We start from the raw sequence: 20,552 nt of genomic DNA, 5'->3' as shown, positions 1-20,552 counted from the left end.
CCGTCAGCTCGACTCAGCGGGCAATACGGGCAATGCGTAGGCGTCCGCGATGAGTTCGTACGAGCGCAGGCGCAGGTCGCCCCGGTGGGCGTGGGAGACGAGCATCAACTCGTCGGCTCCCGTGCGCTTTTGCAGGTCGTCCAGGCCCGTGCGGACCTCGTCGGCCGTGCCGTGGACGATGTTCGTCATCCAGGAGCTGACGAACTCCCTCTCCATCGGGCTGAATTCGTAGGCTTCCGCCTCCTCCGGGGACGGGAACAGGCCGGGGCGGCCGGAGCGCAGGCGGGCCATGTTGAGGCCCATCGCCAAGACCTGGCGGCGGGCCTCGTTCTCGTCGTCGGTGGCGAGGGCGGAGACGCCGATGAGGGCGTAGGGGGCGTCGAGGACGGCCGAGGGCTGGAAGGACTCGCGGTAGAGATCCAGGGCCGGGACGGTGTTCTGCGCGGAGAAGTGGTGCGCGAAGGCGAAGGGCAGGCCCAGGACACCGGCCAAGCGGGCGCTGAAGCCGGAGGAGCCGAGCAGCCAGATGGGCGGGCGGTGGGTGGACTGGACTCCGCCCGGTGACGTCGACTGGACCGGGCCGGGGATCGCGTGGATGCGGCGGTAGGGGTGGCCGTCGGGGAAGTCGTCGTCCAGGAAGCGGGTCAGCTCCGCCAGCTGCTGGGGGAAGTCGTCGGCGCCTTCGTTGAGTCGCTCCGTGCGGCGGAGGGCGGCTGCGGTGGCGCCGTCCGTGCCCGGGGCCCGGCCGAGGCCGAGGTCGACGCGGCCCGGTGCCATGGCTTCGAGGGTGCCGAACTGTTCCGCGATGACCAGAGGGGCGTGGTTGGGGAGCATGACTCCGCCGGAGCCCAGGCGGATGCGGTGGGTGTGGGCGGCGAGGTGGGCGAGGATCACGGCGGGCGAGGAGGAGGCCACTCCGGGCATGGAGTGGTGTTCGGCGACCCAGTAGCGGTGGAAGCCTCGGGATTCGGTGAGGCGGGAGAGGGCGACGCTGGTGCGCAGGGCGTCGGTGGCGGTGTGGCCGGAGCCTACGGTGACCAGGTCGAGGACGGAGAGGGGGACGGGGGCGGTGCCCTGTGTCCTGCCTCGGATCTCGTCTGCCTTCGCGTCTGCCGTCACGGTGGGGGCCTCCTGCTGCTGTTTCGGTGCCGTGTGCTGTCCTCCGGGGTGGAACAGGAGGGGGGCTCCGTTTATTCCTCAGGGCGGTTTCCTCGCCCCCGCCGCCCCACCTGTCCCATCCTCGGGGGCTGCGCCCCCGGACCCCCCTTTCGCGCTGAACGCGCTTGTCCTCAAACGCCGGACGGGCTGGGTGGTGCCGGCCTGCGCTGGATGGGACCGCCGGCTCCAGAGGGGTACCGCTGCGCGTGAGAGGTGCTGCCTGGATGCGGATGCGGTGGGCGGGTGGGGGGCGAAGGTGCGACGCGTCAGGCCTGTATCGGCGGTTCCCTTGTGAACAGGGTGCCCAGGGAGGGGGCGTTCACTTTGCGGGTCGTCAGCCTCAGGGCCTCCCATACGGAGACCTGGTTCGCCGTGAGGACCGGCTTCGTGAGGTGTTTCTCCAGGGTCTCGATGTGGGACGCCGTGTGCAGTGCCGTGTCCGGGAGGAGCAGCGCCTCCGCGTCCGTGTCGTCGGCCTCCCGGGCCAGGGATGTCAGCTCCTCCGAGCTCCACTCCCCCGCTTCCGCCGCCGTGACGACCCCGGCACCGTGAACCGCTGTCACCTCGATCCCCGCCGCCCTCAGAAACTCCGCGAACAGTTCAGCCACGTCCGCCGGGTACGTCGCCCCGATCGCCACCTTCCGCACCCCGAGCTCCCGCACCGCGTGCACGAAGGCGAACGACGTCGACGACGCCGGCAGGCCCGCGACCCGGGCAAGGGCGCGTACCTGCTCATGGGCGCCCTCCCATCCGTACACGAAGCTGCCGCTGGTGGACGCCCACACCACCGCCTCCGCGCCGGACAGCCGCAGCTCCTGCACGCCCGCCGCGAGGCGGTCCGGGGAGCCCATCTCCAGGAGCGTGTCCACCCGGTGCGCGCCCTCGCCGATGTCCGTGTGGACAAGATCCAGCCGGATGTCGCTGCCGAGGAGTTGCTCGATGCGCTGATAGTCGTCCTCGGCGGAGTGGCCCGGGTAGAGGAATCCGAGTGCCGTCATGTCCAGCCTTCCCGTTCTTGTTTCTTGGTTCTGCTCTTGTTTCTGCCGCTCGGCAGTGTCCGGGGCCGAGTGCGCGCCGAGTCGGGACACAGCGCCTGGTGCGGCCCCACGGCTCGGGTACCCAGTCGGCGCGGCGATGCCCACCTCGGGACCTGGTTGGCCGAGATCACCGGGACACCCACAGTTCCGACGAGGCGACGGACCGTACCCGCGACCGTGTTGACGAAGGTGGGCTCGGGTGCGAGCGTGGTCAATCCGCGCATGTCAGACGCCCAGGCGCCCATCAACCCAGTCATCCAGCCATCCCGCCTCCCCGATCGGAAACGGCTCCCCGATGCCCGCGCTCCCCACCCTTCTCGTCCTGGACGCCGACCCGCCGCCCCGCCTCGGCCGGCTCACCGGGCGGGCCCGGATCGCGCACGCCGACGAGACCACGCTCGCCGGGCAGCTCCCGTACGCCGACATCCTGCTCGTCTGGGACTTCACCTCGCGCGCCGTGCGGGCCGCCTGGCCGGGCGAGGGGGCGCGCCCGCGCTGGGTGCACACCGCTAGCGCCGGTGTGGACCATCTGATGTGTCCCGAACTCGCCGCGTCCGACACGGTGGTGACCAACGCGCGGGGTGTTTTCGACCAGCCCGTCGCCGAGTACGTCGCCGCCCTGGTCCTCGCGATGGCCAAGGACCTGCCGAGGACCCTGCACCTCCAGGAGCGGCGTGAGTGGCGGCACCGGGAGTCGCAGCGGGTCGCCGGGACGAAGGCCTGTGTCGTCGGGTCGGGCCCCATCGGGCGGGCGATCGCCAAGTACCTCAAGGCACTTGGCGTGACGACGGCGATCGTCGGGCGCACTCCGCGTACCGGCGTCCACGGGCCCGGCGACCTCAACCGGCTGATGGCACGGGCCGACTGGGTGATCGCCGCCGCTCCCCTCACCCCCGACACGCACCACATGTTCGACACCCGCCGCTTCGGTGTCATGCAGCCCTCGGCGCGTTTCGTGAACGTCGGCCGGGGACAGCTCGTCGACGAGACCGCGCTCGCCGAGGCACTGTCGAAGCGGTGGATCGCGGGCGCCGCCCTCGACGTGTTCGAGGACGAGCCGCTCACGTCCGACAGTCCCCTGTGGGAGGTGCCCGGGCTGATCGTCTCCCCGCACATGAGCGGCGACACGGCGGGCTGGCGCGATGAACTCGGCGCGCAGTTCGTGGAGTTGTACGAGCGCTGGGAGGCGGGGCAGGCACTGAAGAACGTGGTCGACAAACAGCTCGGATACGTACCGGGGCACTGAACCGATCCCCACTCCTCGCCGGGATACCGACACCTTCCCCCGGCGCTCCGAGAATCCCCCGGAAAGCGTTCCGCACGGCCGCTCAGCCGCGCAGCCGCGCAGGTAATCGGGGTGCGGTCGGTCAGGAGTTCCCCATGAATTCCTCGCATTCTCTGCTGCATGACTCGTACGCGCTCGGGTAGCTGCGCGCCCATGGCTCCATCAATAGCACCACCACTTGCACCACCTGATATCAAACGCCGGTCGCTGTTCGCGGGGGTGGCGGCGCTCGGCACGCTCGGTACGGTCGGTTCACTCGGCACCGGGTGCAGCCGCGTGTCCGCCGCCTCCGGCGTCGAAGGCGGTGACCTGCTCGGCCGGCTTCGGGCGCAGGGTGTCGTACGCCTCGGTATCGCCGGTGAGATCCCGCAGGGATTCATCGACAAGGACGGTGAGCTGACGGGCGAGGCGCCCGAACTGGCGAGGGTCATCTTCAAACGGCTGGGGGTGGACCGGGTCCAGCCCGTGCCCACCGAGTTCGGATCACTCATTCCTGGGCTGAATTCACAGCAGTTCGATGTCGTGGCCGCCGGGATGTACGTCAATCCGGAACGCTGCGAACAAGTGATCTTCGCCGATCCCGACTATCAGATGCTCGATTCCTTCATTGTCCGCAAGGGAAATCCCAAGGATCTTCACAATTACCGGGACATCGTCGAGAAGAAGGCCAGACTCGCGACCGGAGCCGGATATGCCGAGATCCAGTACGCGGTCGAGGCGGGATACAAGGAGAGCGATCTCCTCATCGTGCCCGACCAGGTGGCCGGGCTGAACGCCGTCGAGGCCGGTCGCGTCGACGCTTTCGCCGGTACGGCGGTCACCGCCCGTCTGGTGGTGAAGAAGTCCGCCAAGGCGGAGGCCACGAAGGCATTCGCCCCGCTCGTCGACGGCAAGCCGCATGTCGACGGAGGCGCCTTCGCGTTCCGGCTGACCGAGACGAGGCTTCGGGACGCCTTCAACGTCGAGTTGCACAAGATGAAGAAGAGCGGCGAGGTGTTCCGCATCCTGCGGCCGTTCGGCTTCACCCGGGCCGAGATGACCGATCTGACCGCGAAGGAGCTGTGCGGCGGATGACTTCCGGACTCTGGGAAACAGTCCTCAGGGGAGTCTGGGTCACGGTCCAACTCCTCGTCTTCAGCGCCCTGTTGGGCGGTGTCGTCGCCTTCGTCGTCGGGATCGCGCGGATTCACCGGCGGCGGTCCGTGCGCTTCCTCGCGGGCTGCTACACCGAGGTGTTCCGCGGGACCTCCGCGCTCGTGATGATCTTCTGGGTGTACTTCGTGCTGCCGCCCGCCTTCGGCTGGCAGCTGGTGCCGATGTGGGCGGGCACCCTCGCGCTCGGGCTGACCTACGGGGCGTACGGCACGGAGATCGTGCGCGGCGCGCTGAACGCGGTCGAGCCCGCGCAGGGGGAGGGCGGGATCGCACTCGGGTTCACGCCCTGGCAGCGGATGCGGCTGATCCTGCTGCCGCAGGCGGTGCCGGAGATGATCCCCTCCTTCGGCAACCTGCTGATCGAGCTGCTCAAGGGCACCGCGCTGGTCTCCGTCATGGGCATGGGTGATCTGGCCTTCAGCGGCAACCTGGTGCGGCTCGCGCTGCAGGAGAGCGCGGAGATCTACTCGTACATCCTGGTGATCTACTTCGTGATCGCCTTCCTCCTCACCCGGCTCATGCGCGGGCTGGAGAAGCGGCTGAAGGCGGGTGTCGCATGACGTGGGACTGGGACGCCGTACGCGATTTCCTGCCGCACCTGTGGGACGGGCTGCTCGTCACCCTCCAGGTGCTGGTCCTCGGGTCGCTGATCTCGTTCACGCTGGGGCTGGTCTGGGCGCTGCTGATGCGGACGCCGACGCGATGGGTGCGCTGGCCGGTGGAGGCGGTCACCGAGTTCGTGCGAGACACCCCGCTGCTCGTACAGCTGTTCTTCCTCTTCTACGTGCTCCCCGAGTGGGGCATCGCCGCCTCCGCGCTGACCACCGGTGTCGTCGCGATCGGGCTGCACTACTCGACGTACACGATGCAGGTCTACCGCGCCGGCATCGAGGCCGTGCCGCCGGGCCAGTGGGAGGCGGCCACCGCGCTCAGCCTGCCCGTGCGGCGCACCTGGACGGCGGTGATCCTTCCGCAGGCGGTACGCCGGGTCGTACCGGCGCTCGGCAACTACGTGATCGCGATGCTCAAGGACACACCGCTGCTGATGACGATCACCGTGCTGGAGATGCTCGGTGAGGCGCGGCTCTTCTCCCAGGAGCACTTCCAGTTCACCGAGCCGCTGACCGTGATCGGCGTCGCCTTCGTCCTCATCTCCTTTCCCGCCTCCCTCCTCGTACGAGCTCTGGAGCGACGCCTTGCCAGTTGACATCCCCACCCCCGTCGACACTCCCACTCCTGTGGGAACCCACTCCGAACTGGTCCGGCTGGACCGGGTCACCAAGCGGTTCGGCGAGCAGACCGTTCTCGACCGGCTGAGCCTCTCCGTCGAGGCGGGGCGCCATGTCACGCTCATCGGTCCCTCCGGGTCCGGCAAGACGACGATCCTGCGGCTGCTGATGACCCTGGCCAAGCCCGACGAGGGCACGATCACCGTCGACGGGCAGGCGCTGTTCCCCGCGCCCGAGAAGCAGGTCCGCGAGGTGCGCAAGAAGATCGGGATGGTGTTCCAGCACTTCAACCTCTTCCCGAACATGAGCGTGCTGCGCAACACACCGAGGCGCCCGTCACCGTCCTCGGCATGTCCAAGGACGAGGCGGACGCGCGCGGGCGTGAGCTGCTGGAGCTGGTGGGCCTCGCGGACAAGTGCGACGAACGTCCGTCCCGGCTGTCGGGCGGTCAGCAGCAGCGGGTGGCGATCGCGCGGGCGCTGGCCATGCGCCCGCGGGTGCTGCTGCTCGACGAGGTGACCTCGGCCCTCGACCCCGAGCTGGTCGCGGGCGTCCTCGACGTGCTGCGGGACATCGCCCGCAGCACCGACATCACGATGCTCTGTGTGACCCATGAGATGGGGTTCGCCCGGGACATCTCCGACCAAGTGCTGATGTTCGATTCCGGCCATGTGATCGAGTCCGGTCCGCCGGAGCAGATCTTCGGCGATCCGGAGCAGGACAGAACGCGCGAATTCCTCAGCGCGGTGCTCTGACCGCGCCGGAGAGGGCCCCGAGAGACCTTCTTCATGCCTCTGGCATATGCCAGATGAACACTCCCCTGCTGAGAGGCCGCGAACCGGGCGACAAACTCGTCAACGCCCCCTCCACGTAGACCCCTTGGCGGCTATCGTGGAGGGGATTGGCTGTCCGGATCACGGCTAAAAGCAAGCCAGGGGGAACACCGTGGCTCTCAAGCACGAGCCGACCGCGCCGCACCACTCCACCCAGGACGCGCTGCGCGTCCTGGAGGCAGTGGCACGGCACTCCGCCGGTGTCACCGACGCCGAAATCGCCCGCCAGACCCACCTCGGCACGGACCTGCTCACCCCCCTCCTGCGCATGCTGCGCCGCGAGGGTTACGTCGTACAGGCCGCCGACGGTTCGTACGTCACCGGCACCGCCCTCAGCCGTCTCGGCGCCACGCACGGCCATGACCAGGCCCTGCGCGCCCAGCTCCAGCACACCCTCGACCGGCTGCGCGACTCGGTGGGCGCGGCCGTCTACATGAGCCGGTACGTCGACGGCGAGATCCACATCACCCAGTGCGCGGACAGCGCGGCGACGCCCGCGGTCAACGAGTGGGTCGACTTCCGCTCGGCCGCGCACGCCAGCGCGATCGGCAAGAGTCTGCTGGGCCAACTCGACCACAACAGCCGCCGCGACCATCTCGCCCGCCACAAGCTGGCCCGCCTCACCTCCCGCACGATCACCAACGAGCGACTGCTGCTCTCCCACCTGGAGACCCAGCCGCCCACGGTGCCGGTCCTGGACCTCCAGGAGTACGCGGTCGGCACGGTCTGCGCGGCGGTCCCGATCACGGCCGGCTCCACGGTCGGCTGCCTCGCCCTCTCCCTCCCGCTCCGCCACGCCCACCGCCTGCGCCAGGCGGCAGAACGGCTGAACCGGAGCGCGGGGCCGGTGCTGCTTTCGCTGGCCATCTAGCCCGTTGCCGAGGCACGACTACCTGGTCCGGAGCACCCTTCCGGACCAGGTAGTATTTTCTCAGTCGCCAGCCGCGAGAGCGGTCGGCGGGAGTCATGCGCCGCTAGCTCAGTTGGTTAGAGCAGCTGACTCTTAATCAGCGGGTCCGGGGTTCGAGTCCCTGGCGGCGCACATGAGAAAGGGCCTCTCGCAGCTGCGAGAGGCCCTTTCGTCATCTGCTCAGGAGCTCCTCGCGCCCCCGCTCCCGGTACCGCTCCACCAGGCCCGCCACGTCGTCGCCGGTCAGCCTGCGGTACGTGTCCTCACCGGGCGGGCGCCACCACACCGGGTCCGGGCAGCGGAAGCCCTCGCGTCTGAGGCCAGCACGGTGGATCTTGTTGGTCGCGGTGACCGGCATCCGCCGTACGACCCGTACGAAGCGGGGCGCCATCTTCGTCCCCAGGTCGGGTTGCGCGGCCAGGAAGGCGGAGAAGGCGGCGGGGTCGAAGGTGCCGGCCAGGGTCGCCATGACCTGGTCGCCGGCCACCGGGTCCGGTACCGCGTACACGGCGACGGCCGCCGCGCCCTCGTACCGGGCGAGGATGTTCTCGATCGTCGCGGCGGCCAGGTTCTCGCTGTCGACGCGCAGCCGGTCGTCGGCGCGGCCCGCGAAGTACAGGAAGCCGTCGGTGTCCCGGTAGAAGAGGTCGCCCGTCCAGTACCAGCCCGCGCGGCGGCGGGCCGCCTCGGCCTCCGGGTTGCGCCAGTAGCCCTCGAAGGGGTTGGGGCCCCGGTTGACCAACTCCCCTATCGCAGCAGTCCCGTTGAGCAGCCGTCCCGAGGCGTCCAGGGCGGCCGGCGGGCACTCGGTCCGCGTCGCCGGGTCGACCACCGCGAGGTCGTCGTCCGGGGCCGCCCGCCCGACCGCGCCGGCCGGGGTCCCGGGCGTCCACCGCACCGCCGCACCGCCCTCCGAGGACCCGTACCCCTCCACCAGCCGTACCCCGAACCGCCGTTGGAAGGCCGCCGCGTCCACCGCCCCCGCCTCCGTGCCGAAGCCCAGTCGCAGGGGGTTGTCCCGGTCGTCGGGCCGGGCGGGCGTCGCCAGCAGGTACTGGACGGCCCGGCCCACGTACGTGAAGTAGGTCGCCCCATAACGGCGTACGTCCGTCAGGAAGCCGGAAGCCGAGAAGCGGCGGCGCAGCGCGACCCCGGCGCCCGCCGCCAGGGCCGGGGCCCAGTCCGCGATGACCGCGTTGCCGTGGAACATCGGCATGCAGACGTAGTGCACGTCGTCCGGGCGCACCCCGAAGGTCCCGGCCAGCGTCCGCCCGGCGGCGGCGAGCCTGCCCTGGGTGCAGATCGCGGCCTTGGGGGCGCCGGTCGAGCCCGAGGTGAAGTAGAGGAGAAGGCGGTCGGCCGGGGTGGCGCGTGAGGCGTCCGGTTCTGCGTCGGCGTACGGGGCCAGGAGATCCTCGTACTCCTGAGTGTCGGTCAGCAGGAGCCGTACGCCGGGGAGTTCGAGGCCGGCGAGGAGTGGGAGGTGGGTGCGCGCGGTGATCAGGACCGGGCACTCGGTGTGCAGGATGTCGCGGGCCAGTTCGGGGCCCCGACGGGTGGGGTTGATCCCCGCGACGGCGGCGCCCGCGAGGGCCGCCGCGCTCAACCACAGGGGGTATTCAGGGGTGTTGTCGAGCAGTACCCCGACATGCGGTTCGGCGTCGGGCGGCAGCAGGTCGGCCAGCAGCGCGGCCCTCGCCGCCGCGCCGGCGGCCACCTCGTGATGCGTGAGCGTCCGGTCCTCGCACCACAGCCCCGGCCGGTGGTCGCCCCACCGCGCCGCCACGAGTTCCGCGACCGTGCGCCTGCCCGGCCCCTCGGGCTCAATGAACTCCATGGGCGCGCAGGATAATTGACGATCCGTCAGATGTGGAGACTCACTGCGAGTCGATGCTTGCTTCCCAGTCCTCGGGGAACCCGTCGACCGTGCCTGAGTCGGTGCCGCTGTGGCCGCTTTCGGTGCCGAAGAACAGGTCGCCGAACGGCTCGAAGACCTGGCTGTACGACAGCATGAACCCGACGCCGAACACCACGACCACCCCGAGGAACCCGAGGACGGCGACCAGGGCAAGCCCGTGCCGGACCGGGCTCGGGCGGTGTGCCGTGGCGTTGATCTGCGGGCCCTCGCTGTAGAAGGCGGTGACGTAGTCGCCCTCGATGACCGTGCCCGGGCCGTGCGGCTCGTCGAAGCGGACGGTGCGGCCGTCGCGGGCGACGAACTCGTACACGTGGTGCAGCGACGTGCGCACGGAGGAGTCGCCGGAGCCTCCGCTGGTGGTCGTGTACGTCCGGAGGCAGCGCGCCTCGGCGGTCAGTCCGCTGTTCCAGGCGCGGCGCATCCGCAGCACCCGGCGGATCACGACCGCCGCCATCAGGACGGCCACCACGATGATGAACGTCGGCACCACGTAGAACATGAAGTCCACGGCGGTTCCCCCGGTCTCTCTGTAAGTACAGCTCCCCGTACGCCTCACCTGGTCCTGGGGGCGTACGGGGAACGTACCCGTGGGGGGTCGCGGATTTACTCAAGGAATGCTCAGAACCTGACGTCCGAGCAGGCGTAGAACGCGTTGGCCGTGTCCGCGATCGTCCACACCGCGACGATCACATGCCGGCCGCTGAGCCCGGACGGCAGTGTGCCCGTGTGGGAGAGGGTGGACGGAGGGCGCTGGCCGTTGTAGGGGACGTTGAGGAACGGGGTGAGGTTGAGGTCCGAACGGGCGAGGGCGTGGTTCTGGTTCCAGCCCGGCTTCGTGACGTAGTACCTGAAGTCGGTCGTGGCGTGCATGGCGGTGAACTGCCAGCGGAAGGTGTAGCTCTGACCGCCCGTCACCGTGGTCGCCGGCCAGGTGCCGCCGGACGGCGTCTTCGGCTGGTTGAGCGCGCCGAAGTTGCCGTGGTTCGCCGAGCAGATCTGGCCGTCGGCCGGTCCGGCGGCGGGGAAGCCCTTGGGCCCCTCGACGCTCTGCGGCTCCCACTGGATGTCGCCGCAGCCCGTCACGGTGCCGTTCTGGCAGAGCTTCTGCCTGCTGACGGGAAGGTCGGTGTAGCCGTGGCCGCTGGCGCCCCCGGTGGTGAGGACGAGGGCGCCGGTGGTGACCAGACCCACCATGGATGCGTACAACGTGGTCTTTTTGCGCATGCTGCCGCTCCTGCTGAACGTGGGGGAAGTTCAAGTGAGCCGTGCAGGTCTAGACCAAGTCCCAGATTATTACCGCTCCCTGGGCATGTCCAGACCAATCACGGGCCCGACTCCCCCACCCTCACGCCCCCGGCTCGCCGCGCCCGGCGCAGAACGCGACCGTCAGGTCCTTCACCAGCGCCTTGCGCTCGTAGTCGTCCAGTTCGACCAGGCCGCGCAGGGTCAGCCGGGTCACCGTGTCCTCCACCGAGTCGACGACCGAGGTGAGTGTGGCGGCCCGGTGCTGGGCGTCCAGGGCGGCGATACGGCGGCGGGTCATCGCGGCGGCGACCTCGGGGGCGTACTCGACCCGGACCGGCAGGACCGAGAACACCTCCAGGCCGACCGGTGCCGTGTCCGCCGCGACCGCCCGGGTCAGCGCCTCCCCGGCCACCTCCATCGCCCGCTTTCCCGCGCCCGGCATCTCCACCGGCACCCGGACGAGCGCCGCCTCGACGCACTCGCGCAGGTAGGTCTCGTGGTCCTCGACGCCGAGCGTGGCCCGGGCGGTGTCCCGCACCCGCCACACCACGAGGACAACGACCCGCAGCGCGACCCCGTTCGCGTCGGCCGCCGGCATCGGCTCGCCGCGCCAGTGCCGCAGCCGTACGTCGACCCGGGCCCGCAGGAGAAGCGGGTTGACCCACAGCAGGCCGGTGCGCCGGACCGTTCCCCGGTAGCGGCCGAACAGGCCGAGCACCCAGGCCCGCCCGGTCCGCCCCCGCGCCAGCCCGCCGAACCCGAACAACCCGAGGGCCCCCGCCCCGGCGTACGCGGCCCACTGGGCCGGACCGAGACCGGCGCCCGCGTACGTCGCCGGCAGCCGCAGCGCCTCCACCGCGAGGGGCGGCAGCGCGCCCGCCCACCAGGAGGTGAGCACGCCCCCGGCCACCCCGGTGGCACCGGCGAGCACGCCCACCGCGCCGGGCAGCACCCGCGCCGGGCGCTCCACCAGGTCGGGATCGACCGTCGGAACCGCCGGGCGCGGCGCGGCCGGTGCGGGTCTGCGGACGCGCGGCTGCTCGCCCGTACCCTGCCTGCGCCCCACGACGGCGGGCCGCAGCGGCACCGACACCGGGTCGGGTTCGTCGCGGAACAGCAGGTGGACGGGGATCTCGGTGGTCGCCTCGTTCTGGATGAGCCGGGCGGGCCGGGGACCGCTGTCCGGGGGTCCCTCGGGCTCCGGTGTGTGTTCGGTCGTCGTACTCATTTGTGCCTCCAGCCTCCGCGCCAGATGCGTCACAACAGTGGATACCGGCCAACCGGCAGGTGCCGGATACGCGCCGGGATGTGCGTCACGAGGAGAAGAGGCGGCGCCAGGTCTCCGGGCCCGGGTAGCCGTCGGCTGCGCCGCCCCGCCAGCCCTGGGCACGCTGGAAAGCCTGCACCGCGCGGCGGTCCGCCTCGTTCCAGCGCGAGTCGGGACGGGTCGTGTAGTACCGCCCGAACCCCTTCTTCACCAGCTGCTTTCCGAGCTGGGTGACATACGGGCTGCTGGAGCCCGGCCGGAACAGGCCCCGTCCGGGGAACGCCGGAACCGCTTGGCCGGCGGACGGTGGACCGGCAGCGCCGGGGACCGGTCCGGGGACGGTTCCCGGTGCCGTTCCGGGGGCGGTCTCTGTCGTCGGCCCGCCCGGCCTGCCCCCGTCCCCGATGTCGTTGCCCGTCCCGGTCACCAGCAGTGCCCAGGTGCGCGGCCCCGGCAGTCCGTCCGCCGCCGTGCCCTGCCAGCCCTGGGCCTGCTGGAACGCCCGGGTCGCCCTGCGGTCCGCGTCCGACCAGCGCGGGCCGGGGCCCGAGGTGTAGTAGCGGGCGCCGCCGCGCTCCACGAGCATCCGGCCGAGCCGGGTGACGTGCTTGTTGTTGGCGCCGGGGCCGAAGTACGCCCGACCCGGGAACCGGGCCGCCGAGTCCGGGGAGGCGCCGGGTGCCGAGCCCACCGTGCCGTCCGTCCCGCCGGTGTCGACCGGGTCCGAGGTGCCGCCCGTGTTCGCGGCGAGGCCCTTGTAGCGGTAGGCCTGATAACGGTCCGAGTGGCTCCAGTAGGAGAGCGGGGTCGCCTGTCGGCGGGCGTGCGGGCGGGTCTCCTCGTAGGCGATGTAATAGGTGTGCGTGTAGTCCGTCCAGCCGCCGAAAATGACGACGTGGGAACCCTTCTCCGGGTCCGACGGATTGTGGAACAGGAGAATGTCGCCGGGCTGCAGATCCTCCTTCGGAATGCGTACGCCGTACTTGTCGAGGCTGCCCGTCCATTCGTTCCCGGCGAGGTTCCAGGCCATGGAGACGAAGCCCGAGCAGTCCTGCCGGTAACCGTCTCCCCAATAGGTGCTCATGCTGTACGGCACCCGGGCCGCGACCCAGGTCCTGGCCCGGTTGATGATCTCCGCCCGGGTGGTCGTCCGCAGCTTGTCCAACGCCGGTTTCCCGGCCGGGCCGTGCAGCGGAGCCTTGCCACCCTGGGGGGTCTCGGGCTCGTCACCTGCGGGTACGCCCGGACGCTGAGGGGTCTGCGGGGTGGCGGCGGCCGGCAGGGCGTGCCCGGCGCCGAGCACCGTGGAGGCCGCCGCAGCGACGACCAGGGTCCGCCGGACCGCCGCACGGGCGGGTCCCGGACCCGTTCCCGACACCGGTCCGGAATACGGGGCGGACCGTCGCCGGAGAACACATCCGGGGCATTCGCAGTCGCTCGCGGGATCGAATTCCTCGAATACCGGAGCCGCCATACGATTCCCCTCACGTCCCAGGCGATGACTTGCGCGCTTCTGCACCCTCGCAGTTTCTCAACTGTCACCCGCTGTCGCATGTTGACGGTCCGAATGATGTACAGCCGGCGTTCGGCCCGGCGCGGACCTCGGGCGGTCCGGACCACTCACCGGTGTCGGGTAGAGTTGTCGACGTCACCGCGCGCCGCTAGCTCAGTTGGTTAGAGCAGCTGACTCTTAATCAGCGGGTCCGGGGTTCGAGTCCCTGGCGGCGCACAGACAGACGGCAGGCCCTCCGCTCAGGCGGGGGGCCTGTTCGCGTACTACGCGTAAACACTTCGGAACCATCCGTGCACAAGCGGTCCCAATTGCACCAATCGGGCTCAACAGCCGTCACAATGAGCGCGTATGACCGGTAAACACCGTGTTTCGCATCTTGCGATCATGCCGAACGGCGTAGAACCCTGGGCGGCAGGATGCTGCGGATACGCAGCCACTGGGGGCGGACCGGTTGCGCCGGCGCGGGGATGGGGCCCCGTTCATGAACGGATGCCGAGGGGGGCATCATGCAACCGGAAGGGCACTCTTCCATGTCTATAGAGTGTGGATTATGGATGACGTGGGGGCAGTGGTCCATTAGTGATGCGTCTGTGACGGCCGAGGGGGGCCAAGCGGACGTACAAGAACCGACAAACACGCGGTGACATGCGTGTGGGGGGATGACTCATGACGTCGACGCCGACGGGCGCCCGGCAGAACTTCGACGCATCACAGACGACCCAGCTCAGGGTGCCGTCAAACCGGACCGGTGGATTCCGCCGGATCAAGAAGAGCCTGCCGAAGTACGACTACGAGCACTACAGCCGACTGGCCGGACCCCTCACACAGCCCGACCCGACCAAGCCGTACACGGTCAAGTACCGATCGCTGCTCTCGCAGGAGCCGCACCGCCTGCGGGCCGCGCTGATGCTCGGCGCCGCGCCGCTGCTCTCCGTCGTCCTGCTGGTCTGGCTGCTCCAGCCCGCGCACTGGACGGAGCGCGACTACCCGGCCTTCGACTTCCTGCCGACGCTCGACATCGTGATGCTCGTCTCGATCGGTCTGATCGAGCTGTTCCGTTGCCTGAACGTCCTGTCGAACGCGCACGCCACGCTGGTCGCCCGCGACCCGATCCCGGTGGTGCCCGAGACCGGCACCAGAGTGGCCTTCCTCACCTCCTTCGTGCCCGGCAAGGAGCCGCTGGAGATGGTGACGAAGACACTCGAAGCCGCGGTGCGGATCCGGCACCGCGGCCTCATGCATGTCTGGCTGCTGGACGAGGGCGACGACCCCGACGTGAGGGCGGTCTGCGCACGCCTGGGGGTGCACCACTTCTCCCGCAAGGGCGTCGCGAAGTGGAACCAGCCCACAGGCCCGCACCGCGCCAAGACGAAGCACGGCAACTACAACGCCTGGCTCGACGCGCACGGCGACGACTACGACTTCTTCGCCTCCGTCGACACCGACCACGTACCGCTGCCCAACTACCTGGAGCGGATGCTCGGCTTCTTCCGGGACCCGAACATCGGCTTCGTCATCGGCCCGCAGGTGTACGGGAACTACGACAACTTCGTCACCAAGGCCGCCGAGTCCCAGCAGTTCCTCTTCCACGCGCTGATCCAGCGCGCCGGCAACGCCTACGGCTCGCCGATGTTCGTGGGGACCAGCAACGCCGTACGCATCAGTGCGCTGAAGCAGATCGGCGGGCTGTACGACTCGATCACCGAGGACATGGCGACCGGCTTCGAGATCCACCGCCACAAGAACCCGGCGACCGGGAAGAAGTGGCGCTCGGTCTACACGCCGGACGTACTCGCGGTCGGTGAGGGTCCGAGCGCCTGGACGGACTTCTTCACCCAGCAGATGCGCTGGTCACGGGGGACGTACGAGACGATCCTCAAGCAGTACTGGAAGGGCTTCTACTCGCTGCCGCCGAGCAAGCTCTTCAACTACACGATGATGATCATCTTCTACCCGATGTCCGCCCTCAACTGGATCCTGGCGGCGCTGAGTTGCGCGCTGTTCCTGGGCCTGGGCGCCTCGGGCGTGAACATCGACCCGACCGTGTGGCTGATGCTCTACGGCAACGCCTCGGCGCTGCAGATCGGCCTGTACATCTGGAACCGCCGGCACAACGTCTCGCCGCACGAGCCGGAGGGCTCCGGCGGTGTGGCGGGCATGGTCATGTCGGCGCTGTCCGCGCCGCTCTACGCGAAGGCCCTGATCGACTCGGCGCTGCGGCGCAAGAGCAAGTTCGTGGTCACGCCCAAGGGCGACTCGGCGAGCCCGGACCGCTGGTTCGGCACGTTCCGCTACCACTGGTACTTCATCCTGATCTTCGGCGGCTCGATCGCGGCCGGTTTCGTCTTCGGGCACGTGCACCCCGCGATGGTCATCTGGGCGACGTTCGCCACGGCGATCACCGCGACGCCGATGGTCGTCTGGCGGCTCATGCTGCGCCAGGACAAGAAGAAGCTCGCCGCCGGCCCCGCCGAACCGCAGGACGCCGTGCCCGCGCCGCAGCCGTTCGTACCGGCCCAGCCGACGCCACAGGCGCCCCACGCATCGCACGCCCCACACGCCCCCCACTCCACCCACGCGCCGCAGCACAAGCCCCAGTGGGCCGCATCGGGCGGGACGGGCGGGGGCAGCGTAGGGGGCGAGGGCAACGACCAGACCATGCAGATCGCCCTTGGTGGACTTGGGGGACGTAAGGAATGACAGACCGTGCAGGCCGCCGCCGCGCCCGTCGACTCGCGATAGGCACGGCGGTGGTCCTCGCGTTGGCGGGGATGAACGGGCCGTGGGTGTACCGCTTCAGTACCGAGAAATACCACGACTACAAGATCAACAGACCGGAGTACAAGGCCGAGAACGGCAAGTGGGAGGTGGTGAACTTCCCGGAGGAGTACCGGCAGAACACCATCCACGCGGCGCTGCTGCACACCGGCAAGGTGCTGCTCGTCGCGGGCTCCGGCAACAACGCGGACAACTTCGACGCGAAGAAGTTCGACACCCGCGTCTGGGACCCGGTCAAGGGCACGATCAAGAAGATCCCCACGCCCGCCGACCTGTTCTGCACCGGCCACACGCAGCTCGCCAACGGCAATCTGCTGATCGCGGGCGGCACGAAGCGGTACGAGAAGCTCAAGGGTGACGTCACCAAGGCGGGCGGCCTGATGGTCGTCCACAACGAGAACCCGGACAAGCCGATCACCCTGCCCGCGGGCACCAAGTTCACCGGCAAGGAGAACGGCAAGACGTTCGTGTCGAAGGACCCGGTCGTCGTCGAGCGCGCGACGAAGGTCTTCGACAAGGCGACCGGCGCTTTCCTGCGCAACGAGCCGGGGCTCGGCCGGATCTATGTGGAGGCGCAGAAGAAGGGCGCCAAGTACGAGACCGGTACGCAGGACAACTACCGCGTGCAGGGCCTGGCGGGCGCCGACTCCCGCAACACGTACGGCATCGCCGAGAAGATCGCCCTGGACAAGAAGGACTTCCAGGGCATCCGGGACGCCTACGAGTTCGACCCGGTCGCCGAGAAGTACATCAAGGTCGACCCGATGAACGAGGCCCGCTGGTACCCCACGCTCACCACCATGTCGGACGGCAGGATCCTCAGCCTCTCCGGTCTGGACGAGATCGGCCAGCTGGTGCCGGGCAAGAACGAGGTGTACGACCCGAAGACCAAGAAGTGGACGTACACGACCCATACGCGGCAGTTCCCGACGTACCCGGCGATCTCCCTGATGCAGAACGGCGAGATGTTCTACTCGGGCGCGAACGCCGGCTACGGCCCCGACGACGTCGGCCGTGACCCGGGTGTCTGGGACGTGGCGACGAACAAGTTCACCAAGCTGAAGGGTCTGAGCGACCCCAACATGCTGGAGACCGCCGGCACGGTGCTGTTGCCGCCGGCGCAGGACGAGAAGTACATGGTGATCGGTGGCGGCGGGGTCGGTGAGTCGAGGCTCTCCAGCAAGAAGACCCGCGTGATCGACCTCCTGGCGGACGACCCGGAGTTCACCGACGGCCCGTCCCTGGAGAAGGGGACGCGCTACCCGCAGTACTCGATCCTGCCCGACGACACGGTGATGATCTCGGGCGGTTCGGAGGACTACCGGGGGCGCGGCGACTCCAACATCCTCCAGGCGCGTATGTACGACGCGAAGACCGGCAGGATGAACCGGGTCGCCGACCCGCTGGTGGGCCGGAACTACCACTCCGGCTCGATCCTGCTGCCCGACGGCCGTGTCATGTTCTTCGGCTCGGACTCCCTGTACGCGGACAAGGCCAACACCAAGCCGGGCAAGTTCGAGCAGCGCATCGAGATCTACACGCCGCCGTACCTGTACCGCGACGCGCAGCCCTCGCTGTCGGGCGGCCCGCAGACGATCGCACGCGGTGCGTCGGGCACCTTCACGTCCCAGCACACGTCCACGATCACATCGGCCCGTCTGATCCGCCCGAGCGCCTCGACCCACGTCACGGACGTCGACCAGCGCTCCATCGCCCTCGACCTGAAGAAGACGAAGGACAGCATCACGGTGACGGTCCCGAAGAACCGGAACCTGGTGGAGTCGGGCTGGTACATGCTCTTCGTCACAGACGACCAGGGCACCCCGAGCAAGGCCCAGTGGGTCAAGGTGCCTTGAGGGCTGAACACCATTCGGGGCGCCTCTTCAGCCGGAAGGGCGCCCCGATCGCCTTTAGGGGCGCGGGGCTCTGATATTTGCGGCTCCGCCGCGTGGGCGCGACCAGCCACGACGCACCCGCAGCCGACAACCCACAACTCCCCCCACCCCTTTAGTCACTGGCTTTGGCCAACTTCAACGCATAGTCAGCCCACCACTGACCAGCCTTCGGCCCCCCCTTGCACTCCCCGTCCGACTCCCCCGGCCGCTTGACCCACAGATACGCGTCAACCAGCGGATCGGCCGTCTTCACCGTCGGAGACTCCCCCAGCGCCCTCCCGGGAGGATTGCACCAGTTCTCATCGGCCTCGCCCCCGGTGTAGGGCCCGTTCCCGTTACGGGACGTGTCCACCACGAAGTGCTTGCCCCCGACCTTCGCCGACAACTGCTTGCCGTACTTGATGGAATCAGCCGTCGAGTAGAAGTTGGACACGTTGACGGAGAACCCGTCCGCCTTCTCGACGCCCGCCCACTTGAGCGGCTCGAAGATCTGGTCGGGATTCGTCCATCCCGCGTTCCCCGCGTCCAGGTACACCTTCGTGTTCTTCAGCGCCGACAGCGTGTCGATCGCGCCGCTCAGCAGGTCGTACCGCTCCTCGTGGAACTCGTCCTGGGTGCAGCCGTCCACCAGGTGGAGGATCGCGTCCGGTTCCAGGATCACCGTGGCCGCGCGGTCGCCGATGCCCTTGGCGACGCCGTCGATCCAGGCGCGGTAGCTGTCGCCGTCGGCGGCGCCTCCGCTGGAGTACTGGCCGCAGTCGCGGTGCGGGATGTTGTAGAGGACGAGGAGTGCGGAGCGGTCCGCCTTCTGCGCGGCCTCCGTGAAGCCGCGAGCCTCCGCCTCCGGGTTCTCCGGGCTGATCCACTCGCCGGTCGGCTGCTCGGCGATCTTCCGGATCTGCTCGGCGTCCGTGGCCTTGTCGTCCTTGACGTACGCGGCGACCTGTTCCGCCGCGGTGCCGTCGGGGTTCACCCAGAACGGATTGGTCCCCTTGGGCTGCTGGGTGATCCGGGCTTCCGCCTCCTTGTCCGGCTCGTCGCCGCCCCCCTTGTCGGAGGACCCGGAACAACCGGTGAACAGCAGTGCCGCCCCCAGCACCGCCACGGACGCCCGCCCCCAGGTCGCCCCCTTACTGCCGAACATCGAACTCCCCCTCGGATGCACTGTCCTGGTCCCCCCTGGATGCAGTGTCGTAAGCCTCAATCCTGACATAGGTGGCCGGGCCCCCACGAGGTCGCCAGTGCCTTGTCGGTTACCTGTTACACCGTGTTCGGCGGGGTAGACGAGGGCCGGGACGCCTGAACGCCGGGGTCCGGGCCGCGGCACCGAAACAAGTCGTAGAACTATCTACTACCTGCACGAATAACTCACAGCCACTGGATCGGGGCTTGGCGTCAATCTCCCTCTAGGCCTAAGCGCTCATCCGTTCTACAGTCGTCTCACACGGTCCCAGCCCTCGGCCAACAGTTCACCGTCCGCAATCACGGGCGGGTACGGAACCTCCCGCGCCGGTCGCCGGGTTACTCCCGCAGCTCGTGCGCCCGCGGTCGAGGACCTGCCCGGTCGACGGCTCTGGGGGGAGCGGGTCGTCGACCGGGGCAGGTTGGGCCCGGCGCCACTGCGGTGTGGGGGACGCGCCGCAAGGGCGGGGTCACACGGCCGCGCCCGTCAGGTACGCCGACACGATCACGTTCGCCGCGTAGGTGCGGGAGGCCCGGTCGAACGTACCGCCGCAGGTGATGAGCCGGAGTTCCGCGCGGCCCGACTGCCGTGTCCCGTAAGCCTGTTGGGCGTCGAAGCGGTCGCGGGACAGGACTAGGACGTCGTCGACGGTGAACTCGGCGACCTTGCCGTCGGCGCGGGTGACCCTGATCGTCGCACCCGGCCGGAGAGTGCTGACCTTGTAGAAGACGGCGGGCCGGGTCTCGGTGTCGACGTGTCCGACGAGGAGCGCGGTGCCGGCGGCGCCGGGCCGGGTGCCGGACCCGTACCAGCCCACAACGCCCGCCTGGTCGAAGGGCGGCGGGTCGATCGCGCCGAGCCGGTCGAGGCCGCGGGCCACCACCGGGGCCTGCACACCGAGTTCGGGTATGTCCACGCGCTGCGGCAGGGCGCCGCTCAACGGCTCGTGCGCGGGCGGGAGTTCGGGGTCCGGGGGGCGGCCGACCGCGGCGATGTCGCCGGTGGTCGGCGCGGACACGCCGTGGCGTACGTCGGTCATCTCGCGACCCCAAAGCCACAGCCCGAGGAGCAGCAGCGCCCAGGCGACGCCCATGGTCAGGCGTCCGGTACCCGGTGATCGTTCACCGTCGTGGTCGGACATGGCGC

16 protein-coding genes, 2 tRNA genes and 1 pseudogene are annotated in these 20,552 nt (G+C 69.5%); 10 read left to right on the top strand and 9 right to left on the bottom strand.

Annotated elements, in window-relative coordinates:
• Nucleotides 1-3 precede the first annotated feature (3 nt).
• Both IEY89_RS15260 and IEY89_RS15255 read right to left on the bottom strand, forming a co-directional pair.
• Nucleotides 4-1,119, bottom strand: a complete 1,116-nt coding sequence (locus IEY89_RS15260; RefSeq protein ID WP_189147910.1) for an LLM class flavin-dependent oxidoreductase — start codon at nucleotides 1,117-1,119, stop codon at nucleotides 4-6.
• 305 nt (nucleotides 1,120-1,424) lie between these two features.
• Complete coding sequence (locus IEY89_RS15255) at nucleotides 1,425-2,156, bottom strand: maleate cis-trans isomerase family protein (RefSeq protein ID WP_189147909.1); 732 nt, start codon at nucleotides 2,154-2,156, stop codon at nucleotides 1,425-1,427.
• 334 nt (nucleotides 2,157-2,490) lie between these two features.
• Between IEY89_RS15255 and IEY89_RS15250 the strand changes: the two genes are divergently transcribed.
• The 7 genes and pseudogenes from IEY89_RS15250 to IEY89_RS15220 all read left to right on the top strand — a co-directional run bounded on the left by IEY89_RS15250 (nucleotide 2,491) and on the right by IEY89_RS15220 (nucleotide 7,739).
• Nucleotides 2,491-3,441, top strand: coding sequence for a D-2-hydroxyacid dehydrogenase (locus IEY89_RS15250; protein WP_189147908.1), 951 nt, complete (start codon nucleotides 2,491-2,493; stop codon nucleotides 3,439-3,441).
• A 204-nt stretch (nucleotides 3,442-3,645) separates the two neighbouring features.
• The gene (ehuB, locus tag IEY89_RS15245) at nucleotides 3,646-4,554 is read left to right on the top strand and encodes an ectoine/hydroxyectoine ABC transporter substrate-binding protein EhuB (RefSeq protein WP_373287244.1); all 909 of its coding nucleotides are present in this window, start codon (nucleotides 3,646-3,648) and stop codon (nucleotides 4,552-4,554) included.
• A complete protein-coding gene (ehuC, locus tag IEY89_RS15240) occupies nucleotides 4,551-5,195 on the top strand; it encodes an ectoine/hydroxyectoine ABC transporter permease subunit EhuC (protein WP_189147906.1) in 645 nt (214 codons plus the stop codon). The genes ehuB and ehuC overlap by 4 nt, the downstream gene beginning before the upstream one ends.
• Nucleotides 5,192-5,842 (top strand): ectoine/hydroxyectoine ABC transporter permease subunit EhuD, encoded by a 651-nt coding sequence (gene ehuD / locus IEY89_RS15235; RefSeq protein WP_189147905.1) that lies wholly within the window; start codon nucleotides 5,192-5,194, stop codon nucleotides 5,840-5,842. Before ehuC ends, ehuD begins: the two co-directional genes overlap by 4 nt.
• Nucleotides 5,832-6,619: pseudogene (gene ehuA, locus IEY89_RS15230) on the top strand (ectoine/hydroxyectoine ABC transporter ATP-binding protein EhuA). The gene ehuD and the pseudogene ehuA overlap by 11 nt, the downstream one beginning before the upstream one ends.
• 190 nt (nucleotides 6,620-6,809) lie before the next feature.
• The gene (locus IEY89_RS15225; RefSeq protein ID WP_189147904.1) at nucleotides 6,810-7,568 is read left to right on the top strand and encodes an IclR family transcriptional regulator; all 759 of its coding nucleotides are present in this window, start codon (nucleotides 6,810-6,812) and stop codon (nucleotides 7,566-7,568) included.
• A gap of 97 nt (nucleotides 7,569-7,665) precedes the next feature.
• A tRNA-Lys gene (locus IEY89_RS15220) sits at nucleotides 7,666-7,739 on the top strand.
• Nucleotides 7,740-7,779: 40 nt separating this feature from the next.
• Here IEY89_RS15220 and IEY89_RS15215 read toward each other — a convergent pair.
• From IEY89_RS15215 to IEY89_RS15195, 5 genes are all read right to left on the bottom strand, one after another.
• Nucleotides 7,780-9,444 carry an AMP-binding protein gene (locus IEY89_RS15215; protein WP_189147903.1) on the bottom strand — a complete coding sequence of 555 codons (1,665 nt, stop codon included), beginning with the start codon at nucleotides 9,442-9,444 and terminating at the stop codon, nucleotides 7,780-7,782.
• Nucleotides 9,445-9,484: 40 nt separating this feature from the next.
• On the bottom strand, nucleotides 9,485-10,024 hold the full coding sequence (locus IEY89_RS15210; RefSeq protein ID WP_308437438.1) for a hypothetical protein: 540 nt from the start codon (nucleotides 10,022-10,024) through the stop codon (nucleotides 9,485-9,487).
• A 119-nt stretch (nucleotides 10,025-10,143) separates the two neighbouring features.
• Nucleotides 10,144-10,749: a lytic polysaccharide monooxygenase auxiliary activity family 9 protein gene (locus IEY89_RS15205; RefSeq protein ID WP_189147901.1), complete on the bottom strand. Its 606-nt coding sequence runs from the start codon at nucleotides 10,747-10,749 to the stop codon at nucleotides 10,144-10,146.
• Nucleotides 10,750-10,870: 121 nt separating this feature from the next.
• Complete coding sequence (locus IEY89_RS15200) at nucleotides 10,871-11,998, bottom strand: SPFH domain-containing protein (protein ID WP_189147900.1); 1,128 nt, start codon at nucleotides 11,996-11,998, stop codon at nucleotides 10,871-10,873.
• Nucleotides 11,999-12,083: 85 nt separating this feature from the next.
• Nucleotides 12,084-13,511 carry a peptidoglycan-binding protein gene (locus IEY89_RS15195; RefSeq protein ID WP_189147899.1) on the bottom strand — a complete coding sequence of 476 codons (1,428 nt, stop codon included), beginning with the start codon at nucleotides 13,509-13,511 and terminating at the stop codon, nucleotides 12,084-12,086.
• A gap of 181 nt (nucleotides 13,512-13,692) precedes the next feature.
• Between IEY89_RS15195 and IEY89_RS15190 the strand changes: the two genes are divergently transcribed.
• The 3 genes from IEY89_RS15190 (at nucleotide 13,693) to glxA (ending at nucleotide 18,184) form a co-directional block, all read left to right on the top strand.
• Nucleotides 13,693-13,766: transfer RNA gene (locus IEY89_RS15190), tRNA-Lys, on the top strand.
• Nucleotides 13,767-14,216: 450 nt separating this feature from the next.
• Nucleotides 14,217-16,250 carry a glycosyltransferase family 2 protein gene (locus tag IEY89_RS15185; RefSeq protein ID WP_189147898.1) on the top strand — a complete coding sequence of 678 codons (2,034 nt, stop codon included), beginning with the start codon at nucleotides 14,217-14,219 and terminating at the stop codon, nucleotides 16,248-16,250.
• Nucleotides 16,247-18,184, top strand: a complete 1,938-nt coding sequence (gene glxA / locus IEY89_RS15180; RefSeq protein ID WP_189147897.1) for a radical copper oxidase GlxA — start codon at nucleotides 16,247-16,249, stop codon at nucleotides 18,182-18,184. Before IEY89_RS15185 ends, glxA begins: the two co-directional genes overlap by 4 nt.
• Nucleotides 18,185-18,335: 151 nt before the next feature.
• Here glxA and IEY89_RS15175 read toward each other — a convergent pair whose 3' ends face one another.
• Nucleotides 18,336-19,367, bottom strand: a complete 1,032-nt coding sequence (locus IEY89_RS15175; RefSeq protein ID WP_189147896.1) for a glycoside hydrolase family 6 protein — start codon at nucleotides 19,365-19,367, stop codon at nucleotides 18,336-18,338.
• 508 nt (nucleotides 19,368-19,875) lie between these two features.
• A complete protein-coding gene (locus tag IEY89_RS15170; protein WP_189147895.1) occupies nucleotides 19,876-20,547 on the bottom strand; it encodes a class F sortase in 672 nt (223 codons plus the stop codon).
• Between the last annotated feature and the right edge of the window lie 5 nt (nucleotides 20,548-20,552).

This window comes from Streptomyces lacrimifluminis, from assembly GCF_014646095.1.
Taxonomy (GTDB): Bacteria; Actinomycetota; Actinomycetes; order Streptomycetales; family Streptomycetaceae; genus Streptomyces; species Streptomyces lacrimifluminis.
This window is presented reverse-complemented; position numbering and strand designations above follow the sequence as displayed.